Origin of the sequence: Nocardiopsis sp. CA-288880 (assembly GCF_050955985.1) — a bacterium.
Lineage (GTDB): Bacteria > Actinomycetota > Actinomycetes > Streptosporangiales > Streptosporangiaceae > Nocardiopsis > Nocardiopsis tropica.
Genome location: NZ_CP192105.1, coordinates 6,001,825 through 6,016,225, shown reverse-complemented (window position 1 = coordinate 6,016,225; position 14,401 = coordinate 6,001,825). Strand labels below are relative to the sequence as shown.

Sequence of the window (14,401 nt, the reverse complement as noted above, 5' to 3'; positions counted from 1 at the left end):
AGGGGTCAGGAAATCGGAACATCCTCGATGGGCTCGAATCCGGGGATCTCGATCGTCACCGACTCGACGTCACCCGGCACCGAGAACATGGACCAATAAGCGATCTGGTCTCCGGCTTCAACGCGCTGGCTGAAGTCGTTCGACGTCTTTCCCGAGCAGAGGCACTCGCCTTCCCCGTCCATGATCGGATGGTATCTCACCTCACTGTCACTGCTCAGCGCGGTCACACCGGCAAAGTTTTGCCCGGAGTAAACATATGAGCGGTCCTTCACCCATGTGAGTACGACACGTTCGGTGCTGGTGTTCTCAATGCTCCAGGTGACGGAAATTATATTTCCATCTTCGTTCTGTTCGATCTGATGGACCTCGGCTATGAGGCCGGTCGATTCTTCGCTGTTTCCATTTGATCTTCCCAGTGAATCCAGGTTCTCTGTCAGTGGTGCGGGTGCGGCAGAGCTAGTTCCAGTGAGAATGAGAATGGCGGCGGCAGAGGTCAGCGCGGACGCGGTGAAGGTTCGTGGAAAAAACCTCACGTGAATCTCCTTATTTTTCGAACGTGACGCTGACTCTGCGGTTGCGTTCCTGGCCCTCTTCGGTGTCGTTCTCTGCGATGGGGTCGTTCGACCCGTGGCCTTGTACTTCGAAGGTCACGCCATCGCGGTTGATCTGTTCGGAAAGAGCGGTTTCGACGGCTTCTGCACGTTCTTGGGACAGAGGGATGTTGACTGCGTCGCTACCTGTGTTATCCGCGTGTCCATCGATGTTGACCACGGAAGAGCTCGCATCATTGATTTCCGTCGCCACTTGTTCCAGGATCTCCTGGGCGTCCGAGCTGAGATCTGCGCTGTTCGTTTCGAAAAGGACATCCGAGGAAAGGATGATGCTTACCTCGTCGCCGCTTTCGGTGCGTCCGGTCTGGTCCTCGGTGTTGTCGGAGATCATCGTCAAAGGGATGATCTGCGGATCGGAGAGGCCGTCGTTCTCGATTACTTCGGACGAATCAGTGATGGGTACGTCCAGAAGGGGTGGGGTTAGCGGGGTGGTTATGGTCATTGCTTCGATGCCCGGAGGGGGCTCTGGAAATACCACCCAGGTGGCCACTGTTTCTCCGCTTCCGATGGGGCCATCGAAGGGAAGGCAGAAGCAGTCTCCGCTGCTCTGGTCGAAGCTGAGGTGTCGGGTCTGATTCGCCGAGTCGATCAGGGTGACCCGGTTTGCTGTGTAGGGGTTATTTTCATCGGAAAGGCCCTGTGAAATGCGGAAGTTGGAGCCAGAGTTATTGGTGATGCCAAGGCGGAGTCTCAGGAGGCCGTTTCCCACCTTCTCCAAAGCATAGACGTCGATTTGGAGCTGATGGCCGATATCGGTCGATGAGGTGATGGTGCTGGCAATGATCTCCTGCTCGGAGGGGTTCTCTGCCTCCGGGGCTGGGTTCTCGATACCAGCTGCTCCTTCGCTTGCATTTCCTGTTGGCTCTCCGTTTCCCGAGTCGACCACGCAGGCTGAAGTGAGGATGAGCAAGGATGCGACAGAAGCTCCTGTGGCTAAGGGATATTTGCGCTTCCCTGGCACGGAAGTATGGCGTGTGGCTCTCAAGAGCTTCCCATTTCCTCTGTTTTTCCTGGGGCTCTGCTGTATGTAGAGGTTCTACTGATGGATGAGCGAAGAATGGAGTACCAGGTTCACGGTCCGCTCAGTGCGTCGTCAATGGCTGTGCTGATGGCGTCGGAGATGAGCGAAGGAACGCCGAGCGCGAATACCGCCATTGCGATAGCTGCCACAAGGATGACGATGGCGGCGTATTCAATGATCCCCGCGCCCTCGTCCTGCCTCTCGGAGGGGGGCGCCAGGTAGGCGCTGAGCGTCACCCAGAACCTGTTGGGACTGTTCACGGAACTGACTCCTTGCGGGAAGGGCTGAGGGCGCCGCCGGGGTGCGGCTCTGCGCCGGTGAACCGAGGCGGGGGGCCACCGGGGGCGTGCGTGCGGGTTCTGAGTGACCCTGGGGAACCACTATCCGACACGGGCTCGGGTGCCGCCCCGCGTCCTGGCCGGATGTGGCCATCTTTCTTCAGGATGCCCTCCGGGGCACGGGGCCACACACTTTCCACAGGGCTCGATGTCGGCCCAGGTGGATGCCGGTAACCGGGGAGTCGGTGGTTCACGTCCGCGCTGCCAGGGAGGTCACGATCGGTGCTCGTCGAGTGACCATGATGGCACGCGGTTCGCCGGGATGTCATGGCCGGGGGTGTAGTGCCAGGCCACCCCGTGTACGCGATATCGCCGTGGTGTTGGATGGGTGGGCCGTTCCGGCCGGGACGGCCGGAGGGAGCGTGATCCCGACACCGACGCGGAAAGGCGGCGGGGATGGACGGCAGTTCTGTTCTCTTCCTGGTACTGGGGGCGGCCGCGGGCCTTCTGGTCGGAGGCGTCCCGCTTCTGCGGGTCGTACGCGGGCATCTGGGCCTCCGGGCCGCTCTCCGGAGGAGCCCGGGACCGGCCCCGGCTCCCGACCCCGACGAGCTGAGCCCGAACGAGCTGGCCTTCCTCGCCGGGGGGCCGGTGCGGGTGGGGGAGACGGCGGTCGTGGACGCGTTCCTGGGCGACCGGATCCGGCCCCAGGCCGCCAGGGGGTTCTTCACCCTCGTGGGCCCCGGCGTCCCCTACGCGCACGAGAAGGACCCCGCACGGCGCGTCCTGGTGAAGGCGTTCAAGAAGCGCGTCGGGGTCAGCGCCCGGGAGATGGTGCGCCGCGTGGTGACGGGCCGCGGTGTGGAGCAGATCAGACGGGACCTGGCCGGGGCCCGGCTGGTCGTCGACACCCCGGAGGTTCGCGCGATCCTGGAGCGGCGGGCGGGGATCCCGAGGGCGATCCGTGGGCGGAGGGTTCTCTCGCTGCTGGTCGCCGCGGTGGGCGCGGGGACGTTCTTCCTGGCGGAGCCGACGAACCCGGGGCTGGCGGCCCTGGTGGGCGGTCTCACCGCCTCGGCGCTCCTGGTCGTCGCGCAGGCGGTCCTGGCCGCGACAGGCGGCCCGGCCGTCCTTCCCAACACCGCGGCGGGCGACGAGGTCGTCTCGCGGGCCCTGGAGCGCTACGGGAGCACCGCGGCCCTGAGCACGGCCGAGATCACCCGGGACCAGGCGGTCCGCCGCACGGCGGTCACCGGTTTCCGGGCGCTGCGGGCCGGTGGCCGCGATCGGAGCCCCAGCAGGGCGGTGTCCGGCGACGGATCGCCGGCCTTCAGCCCGGACCTCACCGCGGCCAACACCGTGTCGGCGGGCGGGGGTGACGCGGGCGGCGGCGGTGGCGCCGTCGACCAGAACGCCCTCTGCGAGTTCGCCGAGCTCTGCCAGGGCGGAACCTCCGAGAGCGGCGGCTCCAGCGGTGACGGCTGGAACGGCGGTTTCGACGGGGCCGGGGGCAGCGGGTCCGGCGGCGGCTGGGGCAGCGGTGGCTGGGGCGGTGGCGGCGGTGACTCCGGCGGCGGCGGAGGAGACGGCGGCGGGGGCGGCGGAGGTGGCGGCGACTGAGCCCGCCGGTCGCGGACCGGCGGCGGGTTCCGGGCCGGCGTACAGGGTGGACCGCGGCCGGGCGGGGCTCCGCTGGAGCCCCGCCCGGCCCGCCCTCACCGGGAAGACGGCGCCACTGCCTGCCTACAGTTCGGCGCCGCCACCCTTGACCGGTTCCCGGGTCGGGTGTGGGTCAGCCCTGTTCCGGACGCCGGAGTTCGGCCACCTCCGCGAGCAGCTCGAACGAGCGCAGGCGGGCCGACTGGTCGTAGATCATCGACGACACCATCAGCTCGTCCACACCCGTGTCAGCGACGAACAGTTCGAGCTTCTCACGGACGGTTTCGGGGGAGCCCACGAACGAGTAACGAAGCATGTGGTCCAGTCGTTCCTTCTCGCCGGGACGCCATGCCGTGTCGAGGCTCTCGACCGGCGGGCGCAGGCGTCCGCGGGCGCCGCGCAGGGTGCCGAGGAACGCCTGCTGCATGGTGGTGAACAGCCGACGGGCCTCCTCGTCGGTGTCGGCGACGAAGGCGTTCACCCCGGCCATGACGTAGGGCTTCTCCAGTTGGACGGAGGGCCGGAAACCCGCGCGGTAGGCCTTGAGTGCCTCGTACAGGGCGTCGGGGGCGAAGTGCGAGGCGAACGCGTACGGCAGGCCGAGCTGGGCGCCGAGCTGGGCGCCGAAGAGACTGGAGCCGAGGATCCACAGGGGGACACGGAGCCCCTCGCCGGGAACGGCGCGGACCGGCTGGCCGGGTTCGGCGGGCTCGAAGAACGCCTGGAGCTCCTGGACGTCGCTGGGGAACGTCGAGGAGGCGCTGTGGTCGCGGCGCAGCGCCGCCATCGTGCGCGGGTCGGTGCCGGGCGCGCGGCCCAGGCCGAGGTCGACGCGTCCCGGGTAGAGCGACTCCAGGGTGCCGAACTGCTCGGCGATGACGAGCGGCGAGTGGTTGGGGAGCATGATGCCGCCGGCGCCGACCCTGATGCTCGTCGTGCCCTCGGCGATGAACCCCAGCGAGACCGACGTGGCGGCGCTGGCGATGGCCTGCATGTTGTGGTGTTCGGAGAGCCAGAAGCGGGTGTAGCCCGCGCGTTCCGCGTGCTGGGCGAGTTCCCGGGCGGAGCGGAGCGCCTGGCCGGGGGTGGACCCCTCGGCGATGCTGGCGTGGTCGAGCACGGACAGCGCGATGGTGGACATGGTTGCCCTCTTCCCCTGCTGCGTAGCGGTTCCTGCGGCAGGGCCGGGGCGGGAGGGTCGGTGACCCCAGCCTGTCTGCGCGTTCGATGTTCGACGAACATCGAATTACGAAGGTACACTCGCGACTGTCCATGAGCCAAATCCCGTCTGGTCGTCGGCCAGGCCCCGTACGAGGAGGACCGCCTTGGCTCCCAGGGAGCAGGAGCACCCCGCCCTCAACGACGTGGAGCTGGTGACGGTGCTCTCCGCGCTGGCCGAGCCGACGCGGTTGCGGATCGTGCGGATGCTCGCGGCGATGGAGGGTGAGCGGGCGTGGAAGGACATCGACCTCCCCATCGCCCAGTCCACGCTGAGCCACCACCTGAAGATCCTGCGCAACGCCGGCCTGGTGCAGAACCGCACCGAGGGCACGCGGTGCTTCATCTCCCTGCGCGACGCGGAGCTGGAGGGGCGCTTCCCGGGGCTGCTGGAGTCTGTGCTGGAGTGCAGGGACACCGCTGTCGCCGGGGAGCCGGAGGAGCCCGGGTCCCCGGAGAACCGCGGGGCCACCGAGGGTTCATCGGTCCCAGCGGCCACATGAGAGCAGGTCAGCGCCCAGTCACGGCCGGACGGAAGCCGTGGCCGGGCGCCGCGTTCACACAGTAGGCGACGGCGGAGGTCCCTGTCAGGGGTTGCGCCCGGCTGCAATGGAGCCCTCCGCGCCCCTCCGCCTCCGGCGGGCCGGGTCCGGTTCGAGGTCCGGCTCCCCTCCGCCGGGGCGGCGCACCGTCGGCCGCCGCCTGGGGCCTGCCGGGCCGTGGGACCGGCGCGGCGGCCCGTGCTCTCCGTTCCCGCGCCGCGGGAGGAGACCGGGGAGGTCCCCGGGTGCGTTCGGGAATGTACGCTCTGTATCCAGGAGATTCCCGTATCCATGGGTCGCGGCTGGACGGGTCGGACACCGCGCCGACGGCCCAGGAGAGTCGAAAGCGTTCCCCCCATGGCACCCACCCCGTCTACTCCCCTCCCACCGCACGTCCGCCCCCTCGCCGGCGACGACCCGGAGGCGGTCGGCGGCCACCGGCTGATCGGCCGCCTCGGCCGCGACGGCACGGGCACCGTCCACGCGGCCGTGTCGCCGGACGGGGAGCCCGTCGCGCTCAAGCTCGCCCACCCGCGGGCCCCGGCCGCAGGGGCGCGGAGCGCCGCCGCGGTGGTCCGGGGGAAACGGGGCGTGTGCTGCGTGAGGGTCGCGGACAGCGGGAGCCTGGGCTCCCGACCGTGGTCGGCGACCCCCTACGTGCCCGGGGCCGGCCTCGCCCGCCACGTGGAGGACAGCGGCCCGCTGTCCGGCGGCGCGCTCCTCGTCCTGGCGGCGGGGACCGCGGAGGCCCTCGCGTCGGTCCACGCGGCGGGCGTGCCCCACGGTGACGTCAGGCCCGCCAACGTCGTCGTCGCCCCCGACGGCCCGCGGTTGATCGACCACGGGATCGCGCGCCTGTCGGACGGCGGCGAGGCGCTGACGCCCGAGGACGGCCCCGGATGGCTCGCCCCGGAGCGCTGCGCGGGCGCCCGTCCCGACCCCGCCTCGGACATGTTCTCGTGGGCGTGCCTGGTGGCGTTCGCCGCGACCGGCCGACCCCCTTCCGGAGGGGGCGAGCCCCTCACGGAGGCCGCCCGCCGCGCCGGCGAGGGGGCCCTCGACCTGTCCGCCGTACCCGGGGGGCTGCGCGACCTGCTGAGCCGCGCACTGTCGCCGGACCCCGGGCGGCGGCCCCCGGCGGAGGAGGCGTACCTGGAGTGCCTGCTGCTCGCGGGGGTCGAGGACGACGCCACCCGCGAGGTGTGGGCCGACCGCCTGCGCGGCCTCGTCCGCGCCCACTGGCCGCCGGTCGACACGGACTGGCACCGGCCCGGGCGGTGGACCGACGCCGCCCGGGCCCTGGCGGAACAGGGCCCGGGGGCGGTCCGGCCGCACCCCGGACCCGCCGACCCGGTCCGGGAGGGCGCGCGGGACGAAGGCGCCGGGCGCACCGCCGGTACCCTCCTGCGCCGGGGGCGGCCGGGCGGGCTCCTCGCCCTCGCGGTCGCCGCGGGCGTGTTCGCCGGTGCGGCGCTCGGCGGCGGGTACCTGTTCCTGGACTCCCTGGCCGAGGGGGCGGACACCGCCGCGCCGGAAGGCGGGGACGGCGCCGGGGCGGAGCCGGAGGGGTCCGCGCGGCTCTCCGGGGCGGACCTGGTGGCGGCGTCGCTGGACACGTTCCTGGCCGCGGAGTCCTTCGAGCTCACCGTGCTCACGCACGCGGGGAACGGCGAGGGCCTCGGCCAGCCCCTCCCCGCCGACACCGGTACCGTCCCGACCCTGTTCGACCGGGTACTGCGCCGGTCCGGGCCCCCGGACGCGCTCCGCTGGAGCAGCACCCTCAGCGGGTCGCGCACCAGCGACCTGATGGTGGTGGACGGGGAGCTGCTGCGCGGGGAGGGTACCGCCTGGGACGGCGCCCCCACCTGGTACCGGGTCGGGCCCGCGCCGGCCGCCGCCTTCAGCCCGGAGGGGGTGGTCGGGCCGCTCGTCCGCGCGGCGGAGGCCGGCACGGTCACGGGAGAGGCCGAGACGGTCTTCAGGGCGCCCGCGCCCGCGGAGGACGCCTACGGGCACCTCGCGGGAGGTGTGCCCGAGGAGGTGCCCGCCGTCCGGGTGGAGGGGGACTTCCGTACCTCCGACGCGGACGCGCGGGAGGCGACACGGTTCACGCTCGTCGCCACGGAGGACGGCGTCCCGCTGTCCTTCGCCACGGAGGGCGCCGCGGACGGCGGCCCCGTCCTCAACGGGCGCCCCGTCCCACAGGAGGTGCCGCCGTCGCTCCTGGCCCCCGCCGTCCCGGTGGAGCGGTGGTACACGCAGTACACGTTCGTGGAGCTGAACGGCCGACCGGACCTGCGCGTCCCCGATCCCGCCGAGGTGCTGCCCCCGGGGGCCGAGGCCCCCTCGCCGATCGCCCACCGGCCGATGCCGTGGCCGCGCCCGGGCCGGCCTCCTCAGGGGGAGCGGGAGCTCCCGGCGTAGGTCACACGGCGCAGCACCGCCTCCACGGGGCCCCGGCGCCCGGCCCCGCGCAGCACCTCCGCCAGGGCCACCGCGGCCGGCCACGTTGCGACCGCGACCGCCGCGGCCCGGTCGCCGAAGGTCCGTACGGGATCCGGTCCGACCAGGAAGAACCGGGTGTTCACCAGGGCGGTGAACAGCAGCGTGAAACCCCGTGCCAGGTCCGGTGCGAGGGCTCGCGCCGGGGCCGACCCGGGGCCGGCGGGCGGCGCTCCGGCCGCGCCCGGGTCCTGGCCCACCGTGGTCCGCCTCCGTCCCGACCCGTGTGTCCACGAAGCCGCGGACCGGGGAGGCCCGGCCCCCTGCGGCAGGCACACCTCTTCCGGTGGACCCGGCCCTACCCCCTGGGGTAGGCTCACCGGCGTGTCGCGTGTCCCGACCATGAGCAGTGGGCCGGTCGATGGGCATGGAGGCACCTTGATCGTCGAGGAGAGCACCGTGAGCGCACCCACCATGCATCGCGCCTAGGAGTCCGCGCGGCGTCGGCCTGAGCCACGCCCGAACGCGTTGATCCACCGCGACCTCCCCGAGATCCACGACACCCGGCCACCTCCGGAACCCTGTCACCCCACCCGGCCCTTCCGCGCGCCCGCGCGCAGGGGCGGTCCGCCGGCGTGCCCCGCCGCGCGGCCCGCCCTGCGCGCCGCCGGGCGCGCGCGGGCACCTCGGGGGCGGTCGCCCACCCCACACCCCGAAGGAGACCTGTGTCAGATTCGTACGCACCGACCGCACCGCACGTCAGCGACTTCAACGTCCCGGTCGTGGAGGAGTTCCGCGCCAACGGCGGCCGTGTGGGCGGCATGTTCGAGGGCGGCGACCTGCTGCTCCTCACCACCACGGGCGCCAGATCGGGCCGCGAGCACACCACCCCGCTCGGATTCGTCCGCGTGGAGGGGAAACTGCTGGTCATCGGCTCGGCAGGCGGTTCCGACCGCCACCCCGCCTGGTACCACAACGTCCTCGCCCACCCCATGGTCACCGTGGAGCTGGGCGCCGAGGAGTTCACCGCCGTCGCCGTTCCCGCCGAGGGCGCGGAACGGGACCGGTGGTTCGCCGAGGTCGTGCGCCTGGTCCCCGGGTACGGCGACTACCAGGCCGGGACCGACAGGGTCCTGCCGGTGGTGGCACTGGAGCGGATCCGCGTCGCGGGCCCGTCCGAGGCCGCCAACCTCGCCGAGAAGTTGGTGGAGATCCACACCTGGCTGCGCGCCCAGCTCCGGCACGTCCGTGAGGAGGCCGACGCCTTCCTCGCGGAACGCGCGGCCCGGCAGGGGCAGGAGGGGAGCGGGGAGCCGGCGCTCGGGCTCAACCTCCAGCTGCGGCAGCACTGCCTGGCGTTCTGCGAGTCCCTGCACTACCACCACACGGGGGAGGAGTCGATGTTCCCCCGCCTCGCGGAGGCGGAGCCGCACCTGGAGGAGGCGCTGCGGAGGCTGTCGGAGGAACACCGCACCGTGGACCGCATCCGCGGAGAGCTGGAGGCGCTCATCGGCGACCTGGCGACCGCCGATCCGGAGGCCTTCCGCCGTGAGCTGGACCGGATGACGCGGGAGATGGAGGCGCACCTGGACTACGAGGAGTCCGCGCTGTTCCCCGTCCTGACCGCCATCCCGTTCCCTCCGGGCGGGCCCGCGTAGCCGCTGTCCGGAACTGTGGGCGGTGTGCCGCCTGCGACCGGTCGTGCGGCGACCCGCTTCCACTGTCACCGCCGTTGCCCCTGGTGGTGGTGGGAGCGGGGCCGTTCCCAAAACCGGTCACGACACGTGTCTCCTCCGGAACGACCGGTATCCGGGGTCCGGCGCGAACCACCGCGCCGGTGTCCGTCAGTGTCCGCGGAAACGCCCTACGTAGCCCCGTCCACTCCGGGAAGTTACGTAGTGACCACGTATTGTCCGCACCCGGGCCGACGCGCATGATGGAAGCAGGGTGGCCACCCCCCCGCATCCCCCGCCCCCTCCCCGAAGGGTTCCTCCCACCATGCGCAAGTTCGGTGCGGTCCTCGCGGCCGCAGCACTGTTGCCGGCCATGCTCGCAAGCCCCGCCCTCGCCGCCGACGCCCCCGACACGGCGGAACGCACCTACATCGTCGTCCTGGACGAGGACGCCTCCCCGGACGACGTGGCCGACCGCCACGGAGACGACCCCAGCAGCGTCTACGAGCACGCGCTCACCGGCTACGCGGCCGACATGACCGCCGCCGACGCCGCCGCCCTGCTCCAGGACCCCGACGTGGCCTTCGTCCAGGAGGACCAGGTCATGCACACCTTCGCGCAGGACGTCCCGGACGGGGTGGCCCGCACCTTCGCCCCGGACAACCCCGGCCTGGCCATCAACGGCCAGGCCGACTACGTGCCCGACGTGTCCGTGGCCGTCCTGGACACGGGTGTGGACGCGGGCCACCCCGACCTGAACGTCGTGGACGCCGTGAACTGCACGAGCGGGACCTGCGTCCCCGTCACCGGCACCGACGGGAACGGCCACGGCACCCACGTGGCGGGCACCACCGCCGCCGTCGACAACGACGAGGGCGTGGTGGGCGTGGCGCCCGGCGCCGCCGTCTGGAGCGTGCAGGTCCTGAACTCCGGCGGCAGCGGCTCCCTCGCCGGGATCACGGCGGGCGTGGACTACGTCGCCGCCAACGCCGACCAGGTCGCCGTGGCCAACATGAGCCTGGGCTGTCAGGGGTGCACCAACCAGGCCCTCAGCCGGGCCATCGCCGGGTCCGTCGACGCCGGCGTCGCCTTCGCCGTCGCCGCGGGCAACAGCGCCACCAACGCCGCGAACTTCTTCCCGGCCAACCACCCCGACGTCCTGACGGTCTCCTCCATGGCCGACTCCGACGGAGCGCCCGGGGGCGCCGGCGGCGCGCTCCGCTGCACCGGTGACGACGACGACACCCTGTCCTACTTCTCCAACTACGGCTCGGTCGTGGAGATCGCCGCGCCCGGCTCCTGCATCACCTCCACCATGCCCGGTGGCGGCTACGGGTCCATGAGCGGTACCTCGATGGCCTCGCCCCACGCCGCGGGCGGCCTGGCGCTGCTGGCCGCGGGCCCGGCCAAGCCGACCGACCGGGCCGGGGTGCTGGCGCTGTACGGCGCCCTCGTCGGCGCGGGCAACCACGACTGGACCGACACCTCCGGCGACGGGATCCACGAACCGCTGCTGGACGTGGGCGACCCCGGCCTCTTCCCCTCCGACGGGTGACCCGCCGGCCCTCCGCCGCCGACCGCGGCCGGCAGGGCCCGGCCCACCCCGGGCGGCCCCTCCCCGATGTCGGGGAGGGGCCGCCACCGCGGTCGGGGCTGCTCCGGGGACCGGCGGTCAGCCGCCGAAGATGGCGCCGAGGTCGACCTCTGTGCCCAGGAACATGGACCCGACGATGAGGATCAGCAGCCCCGGCAGCAGGGTCACCGCCGTCACCATCGTCACGCGCGGGTTCATCCTCTGGGCCTTGCGGCGCATGTACTGGGCGTCGGCACGGCGCATGTCCCGGCTGATGTCCACCAGGGTGTCGCTGAGCGGGGCGCCCAGCTCCTCCGCCTGCTGGATGGCGGTCACGAACTTGCTCAGCGACTCGTTGCGGGTACGGCGCCGCAGCATCTCGAAGGCCTCGCGCCGGGACGTCCCCAGCTCCATCTGCCGGAGGGCGAGCGTGAACTCGTCGGCGAGCACCCCGGGCATCGACTCGGCCACCCTGGCCACGGCGGCCCGGAACGACATCCCCGCGCTCACCGTCACCGAGAGCACGTCCAGGAAGTCCGGCAGCTGCGACTGCACCCGGTCGGCCCGCTCCTGGCCCTGGACGTACATGCTCAGATCGGTCAGCCCCATGAACGCCAGCACGACCACGCCCACCAGGGGGCTGCCCACGGCGAACATGAGCAGCCCCAGGGGGCCGTACAGCGCCACCTCGCCGATCTTGCGCCGCACGTACCGTTCGACGGTCAGCCCGTCCGGACGACCCGCCGCCTCCAGCCGCTCGGTGACGGAGGCGCGCATCCGCGGGCTCATCGACGCCAGGACCGACTTGACGAAGGGCTTGCCGATCGCCTCGGTCAGCCGGTGCAGGATGAACGTCTCCTCCGCCCTGGTCCGGGGCGTGCGGGCCGCCGGACCGCCCACCTCCACCCGGGTCCGCGACATGGTCAGGTACAGGCCGTAGCAGGCGGTCAGCACGACCAGGGAGCCGGCCAGCGCCGCGGCGAGCGGGACCAGGGTGGGGAGCACACTCATCGGGGGAGTCCTTCTAGAGGTCGAACTTGGTGATGCGGGACACCAGCAGGAAACCGAGCGCGAACAGCGCCGCCACCACCAGCAGCACCGTCACCCCCGCGACGGACGTGGTCATGACGCGCATGATCCCGGGCTCGATGCCGTTGATCAGGAACAGGGCGCCCACCGACATGAACCCCAGAGCCCACACGGTGCTCGTCGTCTCGCTGAGGATCGTCTGCACCTCGCGCCGGGTCTCCTTGCGGTTCTCCAGGGTCTCGGAGATGTTGCGCAGCGCCGTGACCAGCGAACCTCCCGAGCGCGACGCCACCACCAGTGTGGACAGCAGCACCCCCAGCTCACGCGAGGGCATCCGCTCGCGCAGCTCCCGCACGGCCTCCTCGAAGGCCGCGCCGAGCTTCATCGACTCCGCCATCCGGCCCAGCTCCTCCCCGGCGGGCCCGTCCAGCTCCTCGGCGGCCATCGCGACCGCCGTGGGCAGCGCCAGCCCGGCGGAGGTCGCGTTGCCCAGGACCCGCGCCAGGTCCGGCAGCTGGGCGGTGAACTCCTCGCGCCGCTTGGCCTCCGCCCGGTTCAGGTAGGAGAAGAAGAGGAACGCCACCCCGACCGCGGCCAGCAGGCCGAAGAACGGGGCCAGGACCTGCCAGACCACGATCACCGCCAGGAGCGAACCGCCGATCAGCGCGAGCACGAACGTCGAGAGGCGCACGTCCGCCCCGGACCTGGCGATCCGGCGGTACAGACGCGAACCCCACTGGGTGCGGTAGATGGCCGCGTCCAGGCGGGCGGCCGGCGTGGACGCCTCGTACTCGGCCCGGTCCAGGGCGCTGCGGGCGGCGATCATGCGACGCTGCTCGGCGCTGGCCACGAACTCCCACAGCCCCCACAGGGCCACGGCGAGGACCACGGCCAGACCGCCGAGGATCGCCACGAACTGCCAGGTCACCGGGACTCCAATCGGGTGGGGGGCGAGCACGCCCCGGAGGGCGCGGGAAGGGGGGTCACCATCGGCCCGCGACGCCCTCGTCGGGGACGACGCCGAACGCCGCCGGGATGGCCTCGCCCACGTGGTAGATCCGTCCCGCCATGTGCCGCGGCATCGGGTAGTGCCGGAACTCGCCCGACACGGACCGGTTGGGGCCCGTGGGCAGGGCGTCGAAGGTCATCACCGGGTCCAGCCGGAACTCCTCCCGGCGGCGTGAGGAGACCACGGCGATCTCGTTGACCCGTCTCGACCCGTCCGGCCAGCGCCCCAGGTGCACGATGGCGTCCACCGCGTTGTTGATCTGGTCGCGGATCGCGTCGTAGGGCACGTTGCCGTCGCCCAGCGTCGCCAGGGTCTGCAACCGGTAGATGGCGTCGTCGGCCGAGTTGGCGTGAACGGTCACCAGGGAGCCGTCGTGGCCGGTGTTCATGGCCTGGAGCATGTCGATGGTCTCCGGACCGCGCACCTCGCCGACGATGATGCGGTCGGGGCGCATCCGCAGCGCGTTGCGAACCAGGTCGCGGATGGCGATCTCACCCCGGCCCTCGATGTTGGCCGGCCTCGTCTCCAGCCGCACCACGTGCTCCTGCATGAGCTGGAGCTCGGCGGAGTCCTCGATGGTGACGATGCGCTCGTCGGTCGGCACGAACGCCGACATGGCGTTGAGGAACGTGGTCTTCCCCGTGCCGGTGCCCCCGGACACCACGATGTTGAACCGGGCCCGCACCATCGCCGCCAGCAGGATGCCCGTCGGCGCGTCCAGGCTGCCCATCCGCACGAGCTCGTCGATGGGGTAGGGCTTGGGGAAGCGCCGGATGGTCAGGATCGGCCCGGACAGCGACAGCGGCGGGATGATCACGTTGACGCGCTCGCCCGTGGGCAGGCGGGCGTCGACCATCGGCGAGGACTCGTCCACCCGGCGGTTGACCAGCGACACGATGCGGTCGATGGTCTGGTAGAGCTGCTCCTCGCCGTTGAAGGTGGCGTCCACCCGCTGCATCCTGCCGCCGCGCTCGATGAACACGTTGTCGGGACCGTTCACCATGATCTCGGTGACGGTCTCGTCGGCCAGCAGGGGCTCCAGCACACCCAGGCCGAGGGCCTCGTCCACGACCCTGCGGATCAGCAGCGACCGCTCACGGTCGGACAGCACCGGGCCCTCGCGGGTGAGGATGTGGCCCACGACCTTCTCCAGCCGCACCCGGCGCTGCGCCAGGGTGAGCTGGGTGAGGTCCTCCAGGTTGATCTCCTCCAGGAGGCGCCGCCGCCAGTGCGTCACGCTGGCGCTGTCCGCGCGGCCCTCGACGACGCGGTCCTCCTCGAGGCGGTCCTTCAGGCCCATGTCCCTCGTCTCCTTCCCCCCGGACGGGCGCGGCGCGCCGCGCCCG

The 14,401-nt window shown here is 71.8% G+C and carries 13 protein-coding genes; 5 read left to right on the top strand and 8 right to left on the bottom strand.

The genetic code is table 11. From position 1 onward, the window contains the following. Nucleotides 1–5 precede the first annotated feature (5 nt). From ACQPYD_RS25990 to ACQPYD_RS25980, 3 genes are all read right to left on the bottom strand, one after another. The gene (locus ACQPYD_RS25990) at nucleotides 6–533 is read right to left on the bottom strand and encodes a hypothetical protein (RefSeq protein ID WP_433698111.1); all 528 of its coding nucleotides are present in this window, start codon (nucleotides 531–533) and stop codon (nucleotides 6–8) included. 10 nt (nucleotides 534–543) lie between these two features. Further along, nucleotides 544–1,521, bottom strand: coding sequence for an OmpA family protein (locus tag ACQPYD_RS25985; protein WP_433698110.1), 978 nt, complete (start codon nucleotides 1,519–1,521; stop codon nucleotides 544–546). A 161-nt stretch (nucleotides 1,522–1,682) separates the two neighbouring features. Then, nucleotides 1,683–1,892, bottom strand: coding sequence for a hypothetical protein (locus ACQPYD_RS25980; protein WP_433698109.1), 210 nt, complete (start codon nucleotides 1,890–1,892; stop codon nucleotides 1,683–1,685). Nucleotides 1,893–2,366: 474 nt separating this feature from the next. On the opposite strand from ACQPYD_RS25980, the gene ACQPYD_RS25975 reads away from it, so the two are divergent. Then, on the top strand, nucleotides 2,367–3,530 hold the full coding sequence (locus ACQPYD_RS25975) for a TIGR04222 domain-containing membrane protein (RefSeq protein ID WP_433698108.1): 1,164 nt from the start codon (nucleotides 2,367–2,369) through the stop codon (nucleotides 3,528–3,530). Between the two features lie 172 nt (nucleotides 3,531–3,702). Here ACQPYD_RS25975 and ACQPYD_RS25970 read toward each other — a convergent pair whose 3' ends face one another. Then, a complete protein-coding gene (locus ACQPYD_RS25970; protein WP_433698107.1) occupies nucleotides 3,703–4,710 on the bottom strand; it encodes an LLM class flavin-dependent oxidoreductase in 1,008 nt (335 codons plus the stop codon). A 184-nt stretch (nucleotides 4,711–4,894) separates the two neighbouring features. Here ACQPYD_RS25970 and ACQPYD_RS25965 point away from each other — a divergent pair, with 184 nt between their 5' ends. Beyond that, on the top strand, nucleotides 4,895–5,290 hold the full coding sequence (locus tag ACQPYD_RS25965; protein ID WP_433698106.1) for an ArsR/SmtB family transcription factor: 396 nt from the start codon (nucleotides 4,895–4,897) through the stop codon (nucleotides 5,288–5,290). A gap of 396 nt (nucleotides 5,291–5,686) precedes the next feature. After that, nucleotides 5,687–7,753: a serine/threonine protein kinase gene (locus ACQPYD_RS25960; protein ID WP_433698105.1), complete on the top strand. Its 2,067-nt coding sequence runs from the start codon at nucleotides 5,687–5,689 to the stop codon at nucleotides 7,751–7,753. Here the strand turns inward: ACQPYD_RS25960 and ACQPYD_RS25955 are convergent. After that, on the bottom strand, nucleotides 7,726–8,031 hold the full coding sequence (locus ACQPYD_RS25955) for a hypothetical protein (protein ID WP_433698104.1): 306 nt from the start codon (nucleotides 8,029–8,031) through the stop codon (nucleotides 7,726–7,728). The two genes, ACQPYD_RS25960 and ACQPYD_RS25955, sit on opposite strands and share 28 nt — an antisense overlap. A 465-nt stretch (nucleotides 8,032–8,496) precedes the next feature. Here ACQPYD_RS25955 and ACQPYD_RS25950 point away from each other — a divergent pair, with 465 nt between their 5' ends. Together ACQPYD_RS25950 and ACQPYD_RS25945 are read left to right on the top strand one after the other, a co-directional pair. After that, nucleotides 8,497–9,429 (top strand): nitroreductase/quinone reductase family protein, encoded by a 933-nt coding sequence (locus ACQPYD_RS25950; protein WP_433698103.1) that lies wholly within the window; start codon nucleotides 8,497–8,499, stop codon nucleotides 9,427–9,429. A gap of 340 nt (nucleotides 9,430–9,769) precedes the next feature. After that, nucleotides 9,770–10,999: a S8 family serine peptidase gene (locus ACQPYD_RS25945; protein WP_433698102.1), complete on the top strand. Its 1,230-nt coding sequence runs from the start codon at nucleotides 9,770–9,772 to the stop codon at nucleotides 10,997–10,999. 117 nt (nucleotides 11,000–11,116) lie between these two features. On the opposite strand, the gene ACQPYD_RS25940 is transcribed toward ACQPYD_RS25945, so the two are convergent. From ACQPYD_RS25940 to ACQPYD_RS25930, 3 genes are read right to left on the bottom strand one after another with little or no spacing between them, the layout of a single operon-like run. Next, nucleotides 11,117–12,028 carry a type II secretion system F family protein gene (locus tag ACQPYD_RS25940; protein WP_433698101.1) on the bottom strand — a complete coding sequence of 304 codons (912 nt, stop codon included), beginning with the start codon at nucleotides 12,026–12,028 and terminating at the stop codon, nucleotides 11,117–11,119. A gap of 13 nt (nucleotides 12,029–12,041) precedes the next feature. Next, nucleotides 12,042–12,974, bottom strand: coding sequence for a type II secretion system F family protein (locus tag ACQPYD_RS25935; protein WP_433698100.1), 933 nt, complete (start codon nucleotides 12,972–12,974; stop codon nucleotides 12,042–12,044). A gap of 55 nt (nucleotides 12,975–13,029) precedes the next feature. Further along, nucleotides 13,030–14,355 carry a CpaF family protein gene (locus ACQPYD_RS25930; RefSeq protein ID WP_267946133.1) on the bottom strand — a complete coding sequence of 442 codons (1,326 nt, stop codon included), beginning with the start codon at nucleotides 14,353–14,355 and terminating at the stop codon, nucleotides 13,030–13,032. Between the last annotated feature and the right edge of the window lie 46 nt (nucleotides 14,356–14,401).